This is a genomic window from Bordetella petrii (assembly GCF_017356245.1).
Classification (GTDB): domain Bacteria; phylum Pseudomonadota; class Gammaproteobacteria; order Burkholderiales; family Burkholderiaceae_B; genus Bordetella_A; species Bordetella_A petrii_D.
In genome coordinates this window covers 630604-651452 of record NZ_JAFMZZ010000004.1, presented here as the reverse complement: position 1 = coordinate 651452, position 20849 = coordinate 630604, and the positions used below count along the sequence as shown (strand labels likewise).

Annotated in this window: 15 protein-coding genes; 9 read left to right on the top strand and 6 right to left on the bottom strand. The window is 63.5% G+C overall.

The genetic code is table 11. The features are described 5' to 3' along the window. Nucleotide 1: 1 nt before the first annotated feature. The 4 genes from narH to J2P76_RS21170 form a co-directional block, all read right to left on the bottom strand. Nucleotides 2-1567, bottom strand: coding sequence for a nitrate reductase subunit beta (gene narH / locus J2P76_RS21185; protein ID WP_207409808.1), 1566 nt, complete (start codon nucleotides 1565-1567; stop codon nucleotides 2-4). After that, complete coding sequence (locus J2P76_RS21180; protein WP_207409807.1) at nucleotides 1564-5304, bottom strand: nitrate reductase subunit alpha; 3741 nt, start codon at nucleotides 5302-5304, stop codon at nucleotides 1564-1566. Before J2P76_RS21180 ends, narH begins: the two co-directional genes overlap by 4 nt. 148 nt (nucleotides 5305-5452) lie before the next feature. After that, nucleotides 5453-6838, bottom strand: coding sequence for a NarK family nitrate/nitrite MFS transporter (locus J2P76_RS21175; RefSeq protein ID WP_207409806.1), 1386 nt, complete (start codon nucleotides 6836-6838; stop codon nucleotides 5453-5455). A gap of 67 nt (nucleotides 6839-6905) precedes the next feature. Beyond that, a complete protein-coding gene (locus tag J2P76_RS21170) occupies nucleotides 6906-8174 on the bottom strand; it encodes an MFS transporter (protein WP_207410631.1) in 1269 nt (422 codons plus the stop codon). A gap of 148 nt (nucleotides 8175-8322) precedes the next feature. On the opposite strand from J2P76_RS21170, the gene J2P76_RS21165 reads away from it, so the two are divergent. Beyond that, on the top strand, nucleotides 8323-8865 hold the full coding sequence (locus tag J2P76_RS21165; protein ID WP_207409805.1) for a DUF924 family protein: 543 nt from the start codon (nucleotides 8323-8325) through the stop codon (nucleotides 8863-8865). A 16-nt stretch (nucleotides 8866-8881) separates the two neighbouring features. On the opposite strand, the gene ada is transcribed toward J2P76_RS21165, so the two are convergent. After that, the gene (gene ada / locus J2P76_RS21160; RefSeq protein ID WP_207409804.1) at nucleotides 8882-9961 is read right to left on the bottom strand and encodes a bifunctional DNA-binding transcriptional regulator/O6-methylguanine-DNA methyltransferase Ada; all 1080 of its coding nucleotides are present in this window, start codon (nucleotides 9959-9961) and stop codon (nucleotides 8882-8884) included. A gap of 419 nt (nucleotides 9962-10380) precedes the next feature. On the opposite strand from ada, the gene J2P76_RS21155 reads away from it, so the two are divergent. The 5 genes from J2P76_RS21155 to J2P76_RS21135 all read left to right on the top strand — a co-directional run bounded on the left by J2P76_RS21155 (nucleotide 10381) and on the right by J2P76_RS21135 (nucleotide 15689). Continuing rightward, entirely contained in the window at nucleotides 10381-11058 is a 678-nt protein-coding gene (locus J2P76_RS21155) for a response regulator (protein WP_207409803.1), read from the top strand. A gap of 46 nt (nucleotides 11059-11104) precedes the next feature. Further along, nucleotides 11105-12514, top strand: coding sequence for a sensor histidine kinase (locus J2P76_RS21150; protein WP_207410629.1), 1410 nt, complete (start codon nucleotides 11105-11107; stop codon nucleotides 12512-12514). Between the two features lie 120 nt (nucleotides 12515-12634). After that, nucleotides 12635-13630, top strand: coding sequence for a Bug family tripartite tricarboxylate transporter substrate binding protein (locus tag J2P76_RS21145; protein WP_207409802.1), 996 nt, complete (start codon nucleotides 12635-12637; stop codon nucleotides 13628-13630). 98 nt (nucleotides 13631-13728) lie between these two features. Continuing rightward, nucleotides 13729-14166 carry a tripartite tricarboxylate transporter TctB family protein gene (locus J2P76_RS21140; protein ID WP_207409801.1) on the top strand — a complete coding sequence of 146 codons (438 nt, stop codon included), beginning with the start codon at nucleotides 13729-13731 and terminating at the stop codon, nucleotides 14164-14166. Continuing rightward, nucleotides 14163-15689: a tripartite tricarboxylate transporter permease gene (locus tag J2P76_RS21135; RefSeq protein WP_207409800.1), complete on the top strand. Its 1527-nt coding sequence runs from the start codon at nucleotides 14163-14165 to the stop codon at nucleotides 15687-15689. The genes J2P76_RS21140 and J2P76_RS21135 overlap by 4 nt, the downstream gene beginning before the upstream one ends. A 50-nt stretch (nucleotides 15690-15739) precedes the next feature. Here J2P76_RS21135 and J2P76_RS21130 read toward each other — a convergent pair whose 3' ends face one another. Next, nucleotides 15740-16906: a pyridoxal phosphate-dependent aminotransferase gene (locus J2P76_RS21130; protein ID WP_207409799.1), complete on the bottom strand. Its 1167-nt coding sequence runs from the start codon at nucleotides 16904-16906 to the stop codon at nucleotides 15740-15742. Nucleotides 16907-17182: 276 nt separating this feature from the next. Between J2P76_RS21130 and J2P76_RS21125 the strand changes: the two genes are divergently transcribed. The 3 genes from J2P76_RS21125 to rsmG all read left to right on the top strand — a co-directional run bounded on the left by J2P76_RS21125 (nucleotide 17183) and on the right by rsmG (nucleotide 20849). Continuing rightward, nucleotides 17183-17389: a cold-shock protein gene (locus J2P76_RS21125; RefSeq protein WP_012251794.1), complete on the top strand. Its 207-nt coding sequence runs from the start codon at nucleotides 17183-17185 to the stop codon at nucleotides 17387-17389. Between the two features lie 857 nt (nucleotides 17390-18246). After that, a complete protein-coding gene (gene mnmG / locus J2P76_RS21120; RefSeq protein ID WP_207409798.1) occupies nucleotides 18247-20166 on the top strand; it encodes a tRNA uridine-5-carboxymethylaminomethyl(34) synthesis enzyme MnmG in 1920 nt (639 codons plus the stop codon). Further along, nucleotides 20163-20849 (top strand): 16S rRNA (guanine(527)-N(7))-methyltransferase RsmG, encoded by a 687-nt coding sequence (gene rsmG / locus J2P76_RS21115; RefSeq protein WP_207409797.1) that lies wholly within the window; start codon nucleotides 20163-20165, stop codon nucleotides 20847-20849. Before mnmG ends, rsmG begins: the two co-directional genes overlap by 4 nt.

Genomic DNA, 20849 nt, shown 5'->3' with positions numbered 1-20849 from the left:
CTCAGGCCAGGGCGGCTTTCTTGCGCGACTTGGGCATCTCGATGAAGATCTCGCTGCCGCGCGGCTTCTTGCCGAACAGCGCGCCATCGGACACGCCGCCCGAGCAGCCGTTGCCGAACGTGAATCCGCAACTGCCCTTGTCGTTGAAGCTGTCTTCGACCATTTCCTTGTGGCTGGACGGCACCACGAAGCGGTCTTCGTAGTTGGCGATGGCCATGATGCGGTACATGTCGCGCACCGTGGCGCGGTCCAGCCCGACGTCGGCCAGAATGGCCTCGTCTTGCTCGCCATGCACCGATTCGGCGCGCATGTAGGCCCGCATGGCCAGCAGGCGCTCCAGCGCCTGCTGCACCGGGGCTTCGTCGCCCGCCGTCAGCAGGTTGGCCAGGTAGCGCATGGGAATGCGCAGGGTGGACACATCGGGAATCACGCCTGTCTTGCCCACCGTCTTGTGCTGCATGTGGCCGGCCTCGGCCGCCGACTGGATCGGCGACAGCGGCGGTATGTACCAGACCATGGGCAGCGTGCGGTATTCGGGGTGCAGCGGAAAGGCCACCTTCCATTCGCATGCCATCTTGTACACCGGCGACTGGCGCGCGGCCTGCAGCCACGAATCGGGTATGCCCTGGCGGCGCGCTTCGGCGATGACCTCGGGCGAATGCGGGTCCAGGAACACATCCAGCTGCGCCTGGTACAGGTCTTGCTCGCTGGCGCTGGCGGCGGCCGCCTCGATGCGGTCGGCGTCGTACAGCAGTACGCCCAGGTAACGGATGCGGCCCACGCAGGTTTCAGAGCACACGGTAGGCTGGCCCGCCTCGATGCGCGGATAACAGAAGGTGCACTTCTCGGCCTTACCGCTTTGCCAGTTGTAGTACACCTTCTTGTATGGGCAGCCCGAGATGCACATGCGCCAGCCGCGGCATTTGTCCTGGTCGACCAGCACGATGCCGTCGTCTTCGCGCTTGTAGATGGACCCCGACGGGCAGCTGGCCACGCAGGCGGGATTCAGGCAGTGTTCGCACAGACGCGGCAGGTACATCATGAAAGTGTTCTCGAAGGTCGAGTACATTTCTTTCTGCACGCCTTCGAACAGCGCATCGCGGCCGCGCGAGCTGAATTCGCCGCCCAGGTCGTCTTCCCAGTTCGGGCCCCAGTGGATCTTGTCCATTTTCCGGCCGGTCAGCACGGACACGGGCCGGGCCGTGGGCGGGGTCTGGCTCAACGGAGCATTCTGCAAATGCTCGTAGTCGTAGGTGAACGGCTCGTAGTAGTCGTCGATGGCGGGCAGGTTGGGATTGGCGAACAGATTGGCCAGGATCTTCAGCTTGCCGCCCTGCCGCGGTTCGAGCTTGCCGGCCGGCGTGCGCGTCCAGCCGCCGTTCCAGCGCGACTGGTTTTCCCATTCTTTGGGGTAGCCGATGCCCGGCTTGGTTTCCACGTTGTTGAACCAGGCGTACTCGACGCCGTCGCGGCTGGTCCAGACATTCTTGCAGGTAATAGAGCAGGTATGGCAGCCGATGCACTTGTCCAGGTTCAACACCATACCGACTTGGGCACGGATCTTCATTTTGCGCTTCCTTCTTCGAGCTGCTGCCCCAGCGGGCCTTCCATCCAATCGACCTTTTTCATCTTGCGCACCACCACGTATTCGTCGCGGTTGCTGCCAACCGTGCCGTAGTAGTTGAAGCCATAAGCCTGCTGGGCGTAGCCGCCGATCATGTGGGTGGGTTTGAGCACCGCGCGCGTCACCGAGTTATGGATGCCGCCACGCATGCCGCTGGTTTCGGCGCCGGGCACGTTGATGATCTTTTCCTGGGCGTGGTACATCAGGCACATGCCCACCGGCACGCGCTGGCTGACCACCACCCGCGCCGTCAGGGTGCCGTTGACGTTGAAGACCTCGACCCAGTCGTTGTCGACCAGGCCGGCCTGTCGGGCCTCGGTTTCGGACACCCAGACATGCGGCCCGCCGCGGCTGAGAGTCAGCATGCGCAGGTTGTCGGTATAAGTGCTGTGGATGCCCCACTTCTGGTGCGGCGTGATCCAGTTCAGCACCAGTTCGTGTTCGCCGTTGGGATACTGCCCCAGCATGGGCGCCACCGTGCGCGTGTTGATGGGCGGCCTGTAGGCGCAGAACCCTTCGCCGAAATCCAGCATCCAGCGGTGGTCTTGGTAGAACTGCTGGCGGCCGGTCAGGGTGCGCCAGGGGATCAGTTCATGCACGTTGGTGTAGCCGGCGTTGTAGCTGACTTCTTCGCTTTCCAGACCCGACCAGGTCGGGGCCGAGATGATCTTGCGCGGCTGCACCTGGATGTCGCGGAAGCGGATCTTGTCGTGCTCGCGGCCCACTGCCAGGTGCGTGTGATCGCGGCCGGTGATCTTGCCCAGGGCTTGCCAGGCCTTGACCGAGACGTGGCCGTTGGTTTCCGGCGCGAAGGTCAGGATCATTTCAGCGGCATCGATCGCGGTATCCAGACGCGGCCGGCCTTCGCTGACGCCCGCGTCGTCGACGCGGCGGTTCAGGTCGCCCAGCTCGCGCACTTCGTGCTCGGTGTTCCAGGTGATGCCCTTTCCGCCATTGCCCAGCTTGTCGAGCAGCGGGCCCACCGAGGTGAACTTGCGGTAGATGTCGTTGTAGTCGCGCTCGACCACCGTCATGGACGGCGCGGTCTTGCCCGGCACCAGGTCGCATTCGCCCAGCTTCCAGTCTTTGGGCTCGAACGCCTGGCCGAGTTCTCCCGGGGTGTCGTGCAGCAGGGGCGTCAGGACGAGGTCTTTGCGCTTGCCCAGGTACGGGCCGCCAACCTCGCTGAACTTGCGCGCCAGCAGTTTGTAGATTTCCCAGTCGGTCTTGCTTTCCCACAGCGGCTGCACGGCTTCGGACAGCGGGTGGATGAAGGGGTGCATGTCAGACGTGTTGAGATCGTCTTTTTCGTACCAGGTGGCGGTGGGCAGCACGATGTCGCCATACAGGCAGGTGGTGCTCATGCGGAAATCGAGCACGGTCAGCAGATCGAGCTTGCCCTCGGCGGCTTCCGCGCGAAAGCGCACTTCGGCGGGCTTGATGGCGTCGGCCTCGTCGCCGAACACCGCGTTCTGGGTGCCCAGCAGGTACTTCAGAAAGTATTCGTGCCCCTTGCCGCTGGACCCCAGGATGTTCGAACGCCACACGAACATGTTGCGCGGGAAGTTGGCGGGGTTGTCGGGGTCGTCGCAGCTGAAGTTGAGCTGGCCGCTTTTCAGGCGACGGGCGGCGTAGGCCACCGGGTCTTCGCCGGCCGCCTCGGCCTGCGCCACGACATCGAGCGGGTTGGTTTCGAGCTGCGGTGCCGAAGGCAGCCACCCCATGCGTTCGGACTTGGCGTTCAGGTCGATCATGCTGAGCTGGCTGTAGCGCGCCGCGTCGGCGGTGGGGCCCAGGATGTCGCTGACGGGCAGCTTCTCGTGGCGCCACTGGCTGGTGTGCGCGTAGAAGAACGACGTGCCATTCATGTGGCGCGGCGGGCGCGACCAGTCGGCGGCGAAGGCCAGCGGCGCCCAGCCGAACTGCGGACGCAGCTTTTCCTGACCCACGTAGTGGGCCCAGCCGCCGCCGCTCTTGCCCACGCAGCCGCACATCATCAGCAGGTTGATGATGCCGCGGTAAGTCATGTCCATGTGGTACCAGTGGTTCAGCGCGGCCCCGACGATCACCATGGACTTGCCCTGGGTGTCGTGCGCGTTCTGCGCGAACTCGCGCGCCACCTGCACGACCAGGTGGCGCGGCACGGTGGTGTGTTTTTCCTGCCAGGCCGGCGTGTAGGGCACATCATCGTCGTACGAGGCGGCCACGTTGTCGCCGCCCAGGCCGCGGTCGACCCCGTAGCTGGCCATTTGCAGGTCGTACACGGTGGCCACGCAGGCCTGGCTGCCGTCGGCCAGCACGATGTGGCGCACAGGCACGTTGCGCACCAGCACGCTGCCGTGCTCGCCGCCAAAATACGGGAATCCCACGCCCGCCACGGCGTCGTGGGCGTCGAGCAGAGACAGCACCGGGTCGATTTCGCGGCCGCTGCCGCCGTCGCGCGACTCCAGGTTCCAGCGCCCGACCTTGGCACCGCCGTCGATGGCCGCCTCGCCCCAGCGGAAGCCGATACTGCCGTTGGGCGCCACCAGATCGCCGGTGTTGTTGTCGATGACCAGCGTCTTCCAGTCGGGGTTGTTGGGCTGGCCCAGGGAATTGGCCAGTTGCGAAGCGCGCAGGAAGTGGTCCGGCACCAGGCAGCCGTCGCGTTCTTTCAGCTGCACCAGCATGGGCATGTCGGTGTAACGCTTGGCGTAGTCGCGGAAGTAGTCGGACGCGCCGCTGTGGTGGAATTCTTTCAGGATGACGTGGCCCATGGCCAGCGCCAGCGCCGCGTCGGTGCCCTGTTTGGGCGCCAGCCAGATATCGCCGAACTTGACCATTTCGCCGAAATCGCTGGATACGGCTACCGTCTTGGTGCCCTTGTAGCGCACCTCGGTGTAGAAGTGTGCGTCGGGCGTACGCGTTTGGGGCACGTTGGAACCCCACACCATCAGGTAGGTAGAGTTGTACCAATCGGCCGATTCGGGCACGTCGGTCTGTTCACCCCAGACCTGGGGGCTGGCCGGCGGCAAGTCGCAGTACCAGTCGTAGAAGCTCAGGCAGGCGCCGCCCAGCAGGCTCAGATAGCGCGCCCCCGCGGCGTAGCTGACCATGGACATAGCCGGAATGGGCGAAAAGCCGACCAGGCGATCGGGGCCGAACTGCTTGATGGTGTAGGCGTTGGCCGCCGCGATGATCTCGGTGGCGGTGTCCCAGTCGGCCCGCACGAAGCCGCCCAGGCCACGCACCGACTTGTAGCGCCTGGCCTTGGCCGGATCCTGGCTGATGGATTCCCAGGCGGCGATGGGGTCGAGGGTTTTGCGGGCCTCGCGCCACATTTGCATCAGGCGGCCGCGGATCATCGGATACTTGACGCGTTGGGCCGAGTACACGTACCAGCTGTACGAGGCGCCGCGCGGACAGCCGCGGGGCTCGTGGTTGGGCAGGTCGGGGCGGGTGCGCGGGTAGTCGGTCTGCTGGGTTTCCCAGGTGATCAGGCCGTTCTTGACGTAAACCTTCCAGGAACATGAGCCGGTGCAGTTCACCCCGTGCGTGGAACGCACGATTTTGTCGTGCTGCCAGCGGCTGCGGTAGGCGTTTTCCCAGGTACGGTCTTCGTTGACGACTTCACCGTGGCCACTGGAAAAGGTGGATTTCACCCGCGACATGAATTTCAGCCGGTCCAGGAAATGACTCATTCTTTTCTCCGTGTGCGCCGGCAACGCCGGCGCGATCTGGCTACTACTTTATTGAGGCAGGGCGTGTCCGGCCATTCATCGCTGGTAGAGGATAGACACGCCATGCGCACTAGTTCTTGTGGCCGAGTTGACTAATCACCGGCGCGGCTCAGCAGGGCACCGGCGCATTGCGGCGCGCGTAATACCACCAGGTAATGGCCAGGCAGGTAACGTAGAAGGCGATGAAGCAGTACAGCGCCGCGCCGACGCCACCGGTGAGTTCGATCGAGGAACCGAAGCTGCGGGGAATGAAGAATCCGCCGTAGGCCCCGATGGCGCCCGAGAAACCCAGCACCGCGGCGGATTCTTTGCCGGCGTCGATCAGGGCCTGCTTTTCGGCGGCGGCGCCGCGCCCCCGCGCGGCGTGCGTGCGTTCGTGCAGGAAGATCACGGGGATCATGCGGAAGGTCGAGCCGTTACCGACGCCGGTCAGCGCGAACAGCACGATGAACATTGTCAGGAAGCCCTGAAAGTTGCCCGCGCTGGTGCCGGTGGGCACGAAGGCCAGCAGGCCCAGTACCGCGGCGATCATGCCGGCGAACACCAGCAGGGTGACGCGCGCGCCGCCGATCTTGTCGGACACCCAGCCGCCTATCGGCCGCGTCAGCGAGCCCACCAGCGGCCCCAGGAACGCATAGGTAACGGGGTTGACGTCGGGAAACAAGGCCTTGGTCAGCATGGCGAAGCCAGCCGAGAACCCGATGAACGAACCGAACGTGCCGACATACAGCCAGCACATCAGCCAGTTGTGCTTGCGCTTGAAGATCACGGCCTGGTCTGCAAAGGAAGCCTTGGCATCGGCGATGTCGTTCATGCCGAACCAGGCCGCCAGCGACGATGCCAGGATGATCGGCACCCAGATGAAGCCTGCATTCTGCAGCCAGATCTGGTGTTCGACGCCATCGACCACGAAGCGCTGCGGGTCGCCGCCCAGGGTGCCGAGCACGCCCATGGTGATGATGACCGGCACCACGAACTGCACGACCGACACGCCCAGGTTGCCGATGCCGGCGTTCATGCCGGTGGCGAAGCCTTTTTTCTCTTTGGGAAAGAAAAAGCTGATGTTGGCCATGCTGGAGCTGAAATTGCCGCCGCCAAACCCGCACAGCAGGGCCAGAGCCAGCAGCGTGGGGTATGACGTGGTGGAGTCTTGCAGGGCGAACCCCATGCCCAGCGCGGGAATCAGCAGGGTGGCGGTGGAAATGGCCGTCCAGCGCCGGCCGCCGAATATCGGCACCAGGAATGAATAGAAAATGCGCAGGGTCGCGCCAGACAGTGCGGGCAGGGCCGTCAGCCAGAACATCTGGTTCTTCGACAGTTCGAAACCTGCCTTGTCCAGGTTGACTACCACGACACTCCAGAGCATCCAGATGCAGAATGCCAGGCTGAGGGCAGGGATGGAAATCCAGAGGTTTCGATTGGCGATGCGGGCGCCGGTGCTGTGCCAGAAGTTCCGGTTTTCTGGCTCCCAGCGGGTCAGGACATAGCTGGACATGGTGTTCTCGCAGTCGAGGGGCGCCGGCCGCGCGGGCGGCCGGCTGCGGGGGTTGGCGGGGAAAGGGTCAGGCGGCCTGCAATGCGCGGCCGGCGGATTCGGGACGGAAGCTGTAGTGCATCCAGATCAGCGACACGCACACCGTGCCGTACATCAGCATGAACGCGCTGGACCGCACGCCGGTGATGTCGAGCAGCGCGCCGAACAGGATAGGCAGCACGAACCCGCCCAGCCCGCCGGCCAGCCCGACGATGCCGGATACCGCGCCGATGTTTTCGCCGAACTCGTCTGAGATGAACTTGAAGACGGACGCCTTGCCGATAGCCATGGCGATGCCCACCACGAACATCAGGATGGTGAATACCGTGGGGCCGATGGCCAGGAAGAATTCACGCGGGCCAACGTCGGTTTCGATGATGAAGTGCGTTTGCGGATAGCTGAGAATGAAGAACGCCACCCAGCACACCCACATCACCCACCAGGTGGTGCGATAGGCGCCGTACTTGTCGGAGATCCAGCCGCCCACGGCTCGCAGCACGCCGCCCGGCAACGAGAAGCAGGCGGCCAGCAGCGCGGCCAGCTTCATGTCGAAGCCATATTCGCCGACGTAGTATTTGGTCATCCACAGCGCCAGCGCAACGTATCCGCCGAACACCACCGAGTAGTACTGGCAGTAGCGCCACACGCGCGGGTCGCGCAGCATGGCCAGTTGCGTCGACAGGCTGGCGCCGCTGCGCACATTGTGCGCGGGGTTGGTGGCCGAGAACATCCAGAACAGGATGGCGGTTGCCAGCAGCGCCACGGCATAGACCTTGGGCACGATGACCCATGCGCCGCCGGCCGCGGCGATAAGTGCGGGCGCGACGAACTTGGTAACGGCCGAACCCGAATTGCCGGCGCCGAAGATTCCCATGGCCAGGCCCTGCCGGTTGCGCGGGAACCAGCGCGCCACATAGGGCGTGCCCACCGAAAACGAACCACCCGCCAAGCCCACGAACAGCCCTAACAGCAGGAATTGCCAGTATTCGGTGGCATAGGCCAGCAGCCATACCGCCGGCACCGACACCAGCATCAGAAGGAAGAACACGATGCGGCCGCCATAACGGTCGGTCCAGATTCCCAGGGGTACGCGGATCAGCGATCCGCTGAGCACGGGCATGGCGGCCAACAGGCCGAATTCCGTTTCGGACAGGCCGAGTTCGGCCTTGATGGGAATGCCGAGAACGGCGAAGATCATCCATACCGCGAAGCAGATCGTGAAAGCGAAGGTGCTTGAGATCAGGACACGGGTCGCGGCTCCCGTGGACGGTTGATGTGCCATGATGGGCTTGCTCATGTCGTTGTTGGACATGTCAAGCAAGATAATCACAAGGCCCATGCCTGACCATTCGCCGACAGACCTGTCGGCGTGAATCAATGTGACTAGTTCTTCTCGCCTGGGTTGGGTATGCTGAGCCGCATTTCTCCTTCTGTACGGGCAAACAATGAGCACGAACGCATCGAACGGCGTAGTGGATTTCTGGCGCGACGCGGGCCCGGCGCGCTGGTTCCGCAAAGACGAGGCCTTCGACCGTGAGTTCGGCGCCCGCTTCCTGGATCTGCACATGGCTGCCGCGCGGCGCCAGTTCGATGCCTGGGAAGACACTCCGTACGGTGCGCTGGCTTTGTTGATATTGCTGGACCAGTTCCCGCGCAATACCTTTCGCAGCACCGGCCACATGTACGCTACCGATCCGCTGGCGCGTCATTACGCGCGGCGCCTGATCCAGGCCGGCAAAGACGCCGACATCGAGGCGGGCATGCGGGTCTTTTGCTACCTGCCGCTATCGCACTCGGAAAACCTGGCGGACCAGCGCCAGGCGGTCGAATTGAACCAGGTGCTGGGCGCGCCGTGGCTGCACCATGCCGAAGAACACCTGCGCATCATCGAATTGTTCGGCCGCTTTCCGCACCGCAATCCGCTGCTGGGGCGCGAGACCACGGCGCAAGAACAGGCGTTTCTGGACCAGGGCGGGTTCGCCGGTTGAATGGGGCCTGTCCGTCCTAGGCGGCCTTGGCCGCTTCGCGCCTCAGCAACTCGAGCTTGCGCTCCACACCCCAGCGGTAACCGGAAATATCGCCGTCGCGCCTGACGATCCGGTGGCAGGGTATGGCCACGGCCAAATGGTTGGCGCCGCACGCCTGGGCCACCGCGCGTACCGCCTTGGGTGCGCCGATGCGCTGGGCGATCTCGGCGTAGCTGGCCGTGGCGCCTACCGGAATGTCGCGCAGCGCCTGCCACACCCGCTGCTGGAACGCCGTGCCGCGCACATCCAGGGGCAGGTTCAGGCCCAGCGCCGGCGCCTCGACAAACCCCACCACCTGGGCGACCAGTTGTTCGAAGGCGGGGTCCCCGCCACATAACCGGGCGTTGGAAAAGCGGTCCTGCAGCTCGCGCACCAGGGCATCCGGATCATCGCCCAATGAAATGGCGCAAATGCCGCGCTGGCTGCAGGCCACCAGAATGGCGCCCAGCGCGCATTGGCCCACGGCAAAGTAGATCTCGGTGTTGTGTCCCCCCGCCTTGTAGTCGCGCGGCAGCATGCCCAGCAGGCTGTCCGACGCTTCGTAGAAGCGGCTGTTGGAATTGAAACCGGCTTCATAGATAGCCTGCGTGACAGTACCGGATTCACCCAGCTCATTGCGCAGCCGCCGGGCGCGGTGCGCATTGGCGTAGGCCTTGGGCGTCAACCCGGTTTCGGCCTTGAACAGGCGATGGAAATGGAAAGCACTGATCCCCGCCTGCGACGCCAGCGATTCGAGACTGGGCGGCGTTTCGGCATTTTCGATCAGGCGGCAGGCTTGTTCCACCAGCGCCGCCCGGCGCGCCGCCACGGCGCTGCGATCGGCGGCAACCCGGCGGCTGGGCCGGTAGCCCGCCGCCTCGGCGGCTTGTGGCGTGTCAAAGAACTGCACGTTTTCCCGCCGCGGCAGGCGCGACGAACTGCTGGGCCGGCAGTACACGCCCGTGGTGCGCACGGCATAGACAAAATGGCCGTCAGCCGCGGCGTCGCGCGCGCAGACAGCCAGCCAGCGAGCTTCGTCGGTCGTATAGTGGCTGGCAACGGAATATGGAGCTTTCATGGCAACCTGGTGAGTGGACGCAAGCCCACTGTAAAGCAGAATTCGAACGCAAGAATCCTGATTCTTGCGATCAAATCATTCTTGAAAGTGAGTACTCACCCTGTTAAATATCGGGTCAAACCCGCTGCACCCATGCCTGTGGATAACGTCTAAGCAACGCTACTGTGCACAGCATGTGGATCCAGGCTGAACAAACCCGGTTTCCATCCTTTCCCGAAAAGTTGTTCAACTTGGTCCAGAACTCCACACAGAAGTCGTGCACAGCCAAAAACAGCCGCAAGCACATGAAAATATTAGGTAATTCTGAGTTGATGCAGTTGTCCACAGGCCTTATTAATCATTAGTCTTTATATAAAGAAAAAGAAAAGAGAAAAAACATCAATGCCCCACCACCACGCGCCAATGCCAAAATTCGGGTCATGCGTATCCTGCTCATAGAAGACGAGGCCGAACTGGCCAGATGGCTGTCGCGCAGCCTGGCCCGCCATGCCGGATTCGTGGTGGAATGGGCAGACGACGGCCTGCTGGCTGAACGGCGCCTGGCCGTCGAGGAATTCGACGCTGTCATTCTCGACCTGGGCCTGCCGGGCATGGACGGACACACTCTGTTGTCCAGGATCCGGGCCCGCGACGACCGCACGCCGGTACTGGTGCTGACCGCCCGCGACTCGCTGGCTGAACGGGTGGGCACCCTGCACGAAGGCGCCGACGACTTTCTGCCCAAACCGTTTGTGCTGGAAGAGCTCGAAGCCCGGCTGACCGCGCTGATCCGCCGCAGCCGCGGCCGGGAACACCCGCGCCTGGCGCTGGGCAACCTGCTGCTGGATACTTCCGCCCAGCGGTTTACCGTGCGTGGCCAGCCGCTGCAGCTTTCACCGCGCGAACACGCCGTGCTGCGCGTGCTCATCCAGCGCAGCGGCGAACCCATGAACAAGCAGCAGATCCTCGATCGCATCCAGACCGACGATTCCGACGTCAACCTGGAAGCCATCGAAGTGCTGGTGCACCGGCTGCGCAAAAAACTGGCCGACACCGGTGTGCAGATTGTCACGCTGCGCGGCATGGGGTACTGCCTGGAGGCCGTTCTTGAAACCTAGGCCCGGCCGCTGGGCAAAATCCGCGCACCACCGCACCTTGAAATCCTTGCTGCTGTGGTGGCTGATTCCGGCCCTGGTCTGCATCATGCTGGCTGCCCTGTGGCTGTCCAATTACCAGCTGCGTCACCAGGTCGATCTGGCCTATGACCGGTCATTGTCCGGCGCGCTGCGTTCCATCGACCACAACATATCCACAGCCAGCGGCGGCCTGGCCATGGAGCAGCCCTACCTGATGTTCGAATTTTTCGAACTCACGGCCAACGGCAGCGTGTATTACCGGGTGGCCACCGAAGACGGGCTGGCGGAAATCGGCAACCCCGACCTGCCATTGCCCGACAAGCCCCTGATTTCCGGGCAGCCACAGTTCTTCTATGCCGAATACCAGGGCGTGCCGCTGCGTGTGGCGGCCCTGGCGCGGCCGATGGATCCGCCGCTGTACAACAACCTGGGCGGCCGCGTCATCGTACAAGTGGCCGAAACACTCGAATCGCGGCAAGACTTCCTGCAGCGCGCGCTGGTGCGGGCGCTGGAACGCGATATCGTGGTCATTGCCATCGTGGTGCTGGTCGTCGTCTGGAGCGTTTTCATGGCGGTCCGCCCCCTCGAGCGGCTACGCCAGGAGGTCGAAGGCCGGTCTGCAGACGATCTCAGCCCCGTAGACGCGCCGGATATCCCGGGTGAGGTCGCACCCCTGGTCGACGCCGTAAACCTGCACATGGCCCGTTTTGCGGCCCAGGCGAGGCTGCAGCGGCAGTTTCTGGACGACGCCTCGCATCAGTTGCGCACGCCGCTGTCGATTTTGCGCACCCAGACTGCCTACGCCCTGCGCGAATCAGATCCCCAGGAAGTCCGCACGGTGCTGCTGGCCATGCAGGAAGGCCTGGATCGGGCCGTGCGCACTACCAACCAGATGCTGGCGCTGGCGCGCGCCAAGGATGCACCGCTGGCCGAAGGCGGCCTGGCGCCGGCGCCGGTAGACCTCGCGGAAGTGGCCCAGGGCGTGATCCGAACTCTGCTGCCGGCCGCGCGGGCCCGCCAGATAGACCTGGGACTCGAGGCTTCGAGCCTGCCGGTGCGCATCCAGGGGGTCGACTGGCTGCTGCGCGAAGCCCTCAGCAACCTGGTGGACAATGCCATCCGCTATACCGCGCCGGCCAGCCAGGTCACGGTGCGGGTCTATGCCGACGAGCGCTACGCCCGGCTTACCGTGGAAGACAGCGGCCCGGGCATGTCGGCGGAAGACATCGCCCGCGCCAGCGTGCGGTTCCGCCGGGGCGCCGCCGGCAAGAACAAGCCTGGCGCCGGCCTGGGCCTGGCCATCGTGGGCACCATCGTGGAAATCCATGGCGGCAAAATGGTGCTGGAAAACCGCGCGCCGCTTCCCGGGCTGCGCGCGGCATTGGTGTTTACCCTAGATTCCTTCCCGAATGCTGCATTGCGGCATGAAATTGCCTGATTCTGAAAGCTTCCGGAAAGCCTGCATTGAGTACGGTTCTGATCCGTTGGCCATGGTCCCGCTGTATGGGCATGGTCCGCTGACGATGACATCCAAAAAGCGATTCACGGAGACCGCAAGATGCAATCCTTCCTGAAAGCCCGCCTGGCGGCGGTTATTGGCGCATGTGCGCTGTCTGTGGGCATGGCTGCCCACGCGGCCGACGAGCCGCGCCGGCCCGAATGTATCGCGCCGGCCCAGCCCGGCGGCGGTTTCGACCTGACCTGCCGGCTGGCCACCGAAGGCCTGAAGCAAAGCGGCGCATTGAAAGAACCCATGCGCATCATCTACATGCCCGGCGGCATCGGCGCAGTGGCCTACAACAACATCGTGGCCCAGCATCCCGACGAGCCCGGCACCATCGTGGCGTTCTCGGGCGGTTCGCTGTTGAACCTGGCGCAGGGCAAGTTCGGCAAGTACAACGTCGACGACGTGCGCTGGCTGGCGGGCATTGGTACCGACTACGGCGTGGCCGTGGTGCGCAATGATTCGCCCTATACCGATCTGAAGAGCCTGATGGAGGCTTTCAAGAAAGACCCCACCAAGATCGTGCTGGGCGCCGGTGGCACCGTGGGCAGCCAGGACTGGATGAAAGCCGCCCTGACCGCCAAGGCGGCCGGCGTGGATTTCCGCAAGATGCGTTTCGTGGCGTTTGAAGGGGGCGGCGAAGCCGTGACCGCGCTGCGCGGCGGCCATATCCAGGCTTACATGGGTGACGCGGCCGAAGCCTTCACCATGCTGGAAGGTGGCGCGCCGATCCGCGTGCTGGCGGTGTTCAACAACGAACGCCTGCCCGGCAAGCTGAACTCGGTGCCTACCGCGAAGGAACAGGGCTATGACATCGACTGGCCCATCATCCGCGGCTTCTACGTTGGCCCCAAGGTGTCCGACAAAGACTACCAATTCTGGGTAGATGCCTTCAACAAGACCATGTCTTCGCCGGAATACGCCAAGCTGCGCGAGCAGCAGGGCCTGTTCCCGTTCAACAAGACCGGCGCCGAACTCGATGCCTACGTCAAAGAACGCGTGAAGATGTACCGCGAACTGGCCGACAGCTTCGGCCTGGTCAAAAAGTAAGCCCCTGGGGCGGCGCCCGGCCGCCCCGTTCCACGCCGCCGCGCGCCTGACCCCTGCGCCGGTGCGCTGGCGGCTTTCCGATTTCTGGAAACTGGATCATGAATGATCGAACTTTGGGCATTTTCGCCCTGATCCTGGCTGGCCTCATGACGTGGCTGGGCTGGGATATCGAAGCCCCGTTTGCCTACGAACCGGTAGGGCCGCGCGCCTTTCCGATGCTGGTGGCGCTGATCATCGGCCTGTGCGGGTTGCGCCTGGCCATCAAGGGCGGCAACCCCGTGGAAAAGAATTCGGCGGGCGCCAACTCGCGCATCGCCCTGATGGTGCTGGCCGCGGCGGCTTACGCATTCTTGTTCCAGTGGCTCGGATTCATCATCTCCACGGCCCTGATGACGATTTTCGTGGGCCGCCTGTTTGGCGGAACCTGGCTGAAATGCGCCCTGGGCGGCGTCATCATGGGCGTGTTCTTCTTTTTGCTGTTTGACCAGGCGCTGGATGTGGTGCTGCCTGTCGGCGTACTGGGAGACCTGCTATGAGCGCCATTCTCGATCACCTGTCTATCGGTTTCGGCGTCGCCTTTTCGCTGACCAACCTGCTGGTGGCGGCCATCGGTTCGTTCATCGGCACGATGGTCGGCGTACTGCCCGGCCTGGGCCCCATCAACGGCGTGGCGATGCTGATACCCATCGCTTTCGCGATGAACCTGCCGCCGGAAACCGCACTGATTCTGCTGGCCGCGGTGTACGTAGGGGCTGAATATGGGGGACGCATCACCTCCATCCTGCTGAATGTGCCGGGCGAGGCCAGCGCCATCATGACCACGCTCGACGGCTATCCGCTGGCCCGGCAGGGTATGGCCAACGTAGCCCTGTCGCTGTCGGCCGCCTCGGCGTTCGCCGGATCCATCGTCTCGGTCATCGGCATCATCCTGCTGGCTCCCCTGTTGGCCAGATGGGCATTGGCATTCGGGCCGGCCGAGTATTTCGTGCTGATGGTCTTTGCTTTCTGCTGCCTGACCAGCCTGCTGGGCAAGCAGCCGGTCAAGGGCGTGCTGGCCGCCATGATCGGCCTGGGAATTTCGGTGATCGGCGTCGATTCCAACTCAGGCGTGTATCGCTACACCTTCGATTCTGTGCACCTGGCTGACGGCATCGACTTCGTCGTGGTGGTCATTGCCTTGTTTGCGGTGGCCGAAATGCTGGAAATGCTGGAAAAGGTCGTGGCCGGCCACAGCGTCGAGGTCAAGTCCAGCGGCCGCAAGCTGTTCAACCTGAAAGAGCTGGCCTTCACCGCCGGCAGCATCGGGCGCAGTGCGCTGGTCGGGTTCGGCGTGGGTGTGCTGCCCGGCGCCGGCGCCAGCGTGGCCGCCGCCGTGGCGTACTCGCAGGAAAAGCGCATTATCGAAAGCAAGGATCCCGACGCCAAGTTCGGCAAGGGCGACATGCGCGGCCTGGTCGCGCCCGAATCCGCCGCGACCGCGTCGGCCATCGGTTCGTTCGTGCCCATGCTGACGCTCGGTGTGCCGGGCTCGGGCACCACTGCCGTGATGATGGGCGCCCTGACGCTGTACAACATCACGCCGGGCCCCGTGCTGTTCGATACCAAGCCCGAACTGGTGTGGGGCCTGATCGCTTCGCTGTTCATCGCCAACGTGCTGCTGTTCCTGATGAACGTGCCGATGGTTCGCGTGTTCTCCAAGGTGCTGTCGGTGCCGGGCTGGCTGATGGTGCCGGGTATTCTCAGCATCAGCTACATCGGCGTGTATGCGATCAACTCGGGCACCTTCGACCTGCTGATGGTGGTCGGCATCGGCACGATCGGCTACTTCCTGCGCAAGTTCGGGGTGCCCATGGCGCCGCTGGTACTGGGCGTGGTGCTGGGAGACATGATGGAGCAGAACCTGCGCCGCGCACTGTCCATCACCAACGGCGACGTCTCCGTGCTGTACAGCAGCTCGGTGTCGGTGGGCCTGTGGATTGCCGCCGCAGCCGTGGTTGTCGTTCCGCAATTGCTGCGCCGGGTTCGCGAAAGCCGCCAGGCGCGCAAAGCGGCCGTCTGACCGCGCTGCTTCTGCCGGGGCCGGATGGACGCCCATCCGGCCCCATTTTTTTATACGTTCGCCAGTCTCTCGATGGCTGCGTCCAGCGTGGCGTCTTTCTTGGCGAAGCAGAACCGCACCAGTTGGTGGTTGGATGATTCGGCATCGGGATGCTGGTAGAAGGCCGACACGGGGATCACCGTTACACCATGCTGCGCGGTCAAGTCGCGAGCAAAATCGGCTTCAGACTGCTTCGAGATGGCGCTGTAGTCGGCCAGCATAAAAAACGTGCCCGGGCTGGGCAGCGGCTTGAAGCGCGTGCGCGCCAGGCCCGCGGCCAGGCGGTCGCGCTTGGCCTGGTAGAACGCCGGCAGGTCGTTGTACGGCTTGGGGTCGCGCATGTATTCAGCCAGCCCGAACTGCATGGGCGACGACACCGTGAACACCATGAACTGATGCACCTTGCGCAGCTCGGCGCTCAGTTGGCGGGGCGCGCAGCAATAGCCCACTTTCCATCCGGTAGTGTGGTACGTCTTGCCGAATGACGAGATCACGAAAGCATGTTCGGCCAGCAGCGGCCGCCGGGCCAGGCTGGCGTGCGGCTTGCCGTCGAACACGATGTGTTCATAAACCTCGTCCGACAGCAACAGCACGCCGGTGTCGTGCACTATGCTTTCCAGCGCATCCAGGTCGCTGTCGTCCAGCACGGCGCCGGTCGGGTTGTGCGGGAAATTCAGCATCAGCAGGCGCGTGCGCGAGGTAATCGCGTCGCGCACGCGCTGCCAGTCGATGCGGTAGTACGGGTCGTCGGGTGTGGGGGCGCGCAGCGGCACGGGCACCGCGGTGCCGCCGGCCAGCCGGATCGCCGGCAGATACGAGTCGTAGCACGGCTCGATCACCACCACCTCGTCGCCACTGTTGACTGCCGCCAGCACGGTGGCCATCAGGGCTTCGGTCGCGCCGCTGGTAACGGTGATTTCAGTTTCAGGGTCGTAGGCCCGGCCGTACAGTGCCTGGGTTTTCTCGGCAATCGCCTGGCGCAGCGGGGCGACGCCGGGCATGTATGGGTACTGGTTGTGGCCCGCGCTCATGGCCCGCGCCACGAGCTCGCACAGCCGGGGGTCCGGGTCGAAGTCGGGAAAGCCCTGCCCCAGGTTGATGGCTTGGTGTTCAATGGCCAGCCGGCTCATGACGGTAAAGATAGTCGTGCCGACATCTGGCAGCTTGGATCGGATCATGGCGATGAAGCAGCGTGGTAAGAGTGGAAGAAGAACCCGCGTAAGTATCCCACTAACCAGGCCGCGGGCAAGGGCCGGTGGCAGTGCCGGTGACAGGCATATTTCCGGGCACCATCATGGGGAAAAAGCCACATAGGGGTAAACAACTATTTGTTTTGTCCAAGACGCGTGAGTATGCTGACTTTCGCAGTTGATTCAAGTGTTGCACAGGCATCTCTCAGGCGTTGGCGTCCTTGATTCACTTGCATTCGTTTTTATTTCCAGGACGCTATACAAATGGTTCAGAAGGGCAAGGTCAAATGGTTCAACGCCGATAAGGGTTTCGGCTTCATCACGCCGGACGCCGGCGGCACCGACGTATTCGCGCATTTCTCGGCTATCCAGGGCCGCGGCTATCGCAGCCTGAACGAAGGCCAGGAAGTCGAATTCGAAGTCAAGGACGGCCCGAAAGGGCCTCAAGCGGCCGATATTCGGCCGCTTTAAATCGGGAAATCCCGCTTTCCCGTAAACCAGGGGCCCTCCCCCTGGTGCAACGCCCCGCAGCCGCATGGCTTCCGGGGCGTTGTTATATCCAGGCCCGTTGGCGGCGCGTACCGCACTTGCTTTTCACATCTGGGCATTCGCGCAGAACCCGGTGGGCCGGCAGATACTTTTGCCGGCCTGCCGTATGTGTGTCGCGCAGAGGGGGCGGCATGTGGGTAACTGCGGGCATAACTCTGTGGATAGTTTTCAGGCCCGCGGCCCTTGGTCTTGTGCGCCGTCGCCGGCTGGAACGGGCCCGCGCTTAGTTTTGCACAGCATGGTTATAAGAACATGCCGGCCCATAGGTAGAAGACTATCGGCAGCCACGGGCCGGCGTTTGCCGGCCTACGGCATGAAAAAGCTCCGTGTTTTCCGGTGTTTAAGCCCGAGGGCGGGCCACGGGCTTCTGCTTTGGCCGCGCATCTTGTTGCTTGCGTGAAGGCTGTTGCTGCTGCAGCGCGGCACAGGGGCTGGAGTTGTTCACAGAGATATCCCCAGGGCGTCTGAACGTCATTTGATGCGTCAAAAGCGAGGCAGCGCCTGTGAGTAGATTGTGGATAGTTGCCCAGGGCATGCCTCGGTCTGTCGATACATTCGCCCGTTTGTTGTCTCGCGACGGGGTGCTCTGCGTCGCTATTGTTTCACGTGAAACCATGAGTAGCGGCGGTAGCCTGGCGCTATTCGAATGTTCCACGTGAAACATCGAGCGTTGTTGCAGAGACGCCAGTAGTTGCAACTCCGCTCAAGGTTTCACGTGAAACATTACCGAGGTCGCCTCTATAATGGAGTCAACCAGCTCTTTCCTCTCGCTTTTCATCATGGATTACCCCCGCGAATTTGACGTGATCGTCGTCGGTGGCGGTCACGCCGGCACCGAGGCCGCGTTAGCCGCAGCCCGTATTGGCGCCAAGACACTACTACTGACGCACAACATCGAAACTCTGGGGCAAATGTCCTGCAATCCGTCAATCGGCGGTATTGGGAAAGGACATCTGGTCAAAGAGGTCGACGCGCTGGGTGGCGCAATGGCGATTGCCACTGATGAAGCAGGTATCCAATTCCGGATCTTGAATGGCTCGAAAGGCCCAGCGGTACGAGCCACGCGCGCCCAGGCTGATCGTGTGCTGTATCGCAAGGCTATCCGCAGCCGTCTGGAAAACCAGCCAAATCTGTGGATATTCCAGCAGGCGGTAGATGACCTGATGGTCGAGGGCGATCATGTGGTTGGGGCGGTGACACAGATCGGCCTGAAGTTTCGCGCTCGTACAGTCGTGCTGACGGCTGGAACGTTCTTGAACGGCCTGATTCATGTGGGCTTGCAGAACTACTCCGGCGGTCGCGCGGGAGACCCGCCAGCCAACTCCCTGGGGCAGCGCCTGAAAGAGCTGCAGTTGCCGCAAGGGCGGCTCAAGACGGGCACGCCTCCACGCATTGACGGGCGCACCATCGACTACAGCGTTCTGGAAGAGCAGCCAGGCGACCTGGACCCGGTGCCGGTATTCTCGTTCCTGGGCAGCGCCGCCATGCACCCGCGGCAACTGCCCTGCTGGATCACTCATACCAATGCGCGCACCCACGACATCATTCGCGGCGGGCTCGATCGCTCGCCCATGTACAGTGGCGTGATCGAAGGCGTCGGCCCGCGCTATTGCCCGTCTATCGAAGACAAGATCCACCGGTTTGCCGACAAGGCCTCGCACCAGGTGTTTCTGGAGCCCGAAGGGCTGGATACACACGAGGTCTATCCCAACGGCGTCTCTACCAGCCTGCCCTTCGATGTGCAGTGGGATCTGATCCACTCCTTGCCGGGGCTCGAGAACGCGCACATTCTGCGGCCGGGCTACGCCATCGAATACGACTACTTCGACCCTCGCGCGCTCAAGAGCACCCTGGAAACCAAGGCCATCAGCGGCCTGTATTTTGCGGGCCAGATCAACGGCACCACCGGCTATGAAGAGGCCGCGGCGCAAGGCCTGCTCGCTGGCGCCAATGCCGCACTGCAGGCACTGGACCGCGACACCTGGACACCGCGCCGCGACGAAGCCTACCTGGGTGTGCTGGTCGACGACCTGGTCACCCGCGGCGTAACCGAGCCGTACCGCATGTTCACATCGCGCGCTGAATACCGCTTGAGCCTGCGCGAAGACAATGCCGATCTGCGCCTGACCGAAATCGGACGCAAACTGGGCCTGGTGGACGACGCGCGTTGGGACGCGTTCAGCCGCAAGCGCGACGCCGTTGCGGCGGAAGTCGAACGCCTGAAGTCCACCTGGGTCAATCCGCGCAGTTTCCCCGTAGAAGCGGCCGAACCCTTGCTCGGCAAAGCAATTGAACGTGAGTACTCACTATCAGATTTACTCAAGCGGCCCGCGGTTTCCTATGCCGCGCTGATGCAGGCCCGGAACACCGACGGCAGCTTGCTGGCCGGCCCCGGCGTGGCGGGCGACGAGATCCTGGCCGAGCAGGTTGAAATACAGGTCAAGTACGCCGGCTACATTGCCCGCCAGCAGGACGAAGTGCAAAAGCACCTGGCGCATGAACAACAGCGCATTCCGGCCGATATCGATTACGACGCGGTCAGCAGCCTGTCGTTTGAAGTGCGGCAGAAGCTCAAGGCGCACCGTCCGGAAACCATCGGGCAGGCCGCCCGCATTTCCGGCGTGACACCCGCAGCCATCTCGCTGCTGCTCATCCATCTCAAGCGCCTGCACTACGGCTCGCGCAAGCAAGCCGCATGAGCCCGCCTGCGCAGCACGAAGGCGCGGCGCCCGACGCCGACCTGGCGCAGCGCTTGCGCCAAGCCAGCGAAACCCTGGACCTGCAGGTGGATGAACCGCAAGCCGGCAAACTGCTGGCCTATCTGGCGCAAATGCAGCGCTGGAATCGCACCTATAACCTCACCGCCATTCGCGACCCTCGGCAGATGCTGGTGCAGCATCTGTTCGACAGCCTGAGCGTCGTCAATCCGCTCAGCCGCGCCATCGAAGCGGGCGCGGCGGCCAGCGTGTACGACATCGGCTCGGGCGCAGGCCTGCCCGGCGTCGTACTCGCCATCATGCGGCCCAGCTGGCAAGTGGCTTGCGTCGATGCGGTGGAAAAGAAAATGGCCTTCGTGCGGCAGATGTCCGGCGTGCTGGCGTTGCCCAATTTGCGCGCGCTGCATGCGCGGGTCGAAGATCTGCCGCCGGCCGGCTGCGATATCGTCATCTCGCGCGCATTCGCTTCGCTCAATGATTTTGCGTCGCTGGCGGGTCGCCATGTGCGCAACGATGGTACGCTCGTCGCCATGAAAGGGAAGGTCCCGGAAGACGAGATTCAAGCCTTGCGCCAGCAGGGCGAATGGCAGGTGCAAGACATCCAGGCGCTGCAAGTCCCGACGCTGGATGCGCAACGCTGCCTGATCTGGATGCGTCGCAGTTAA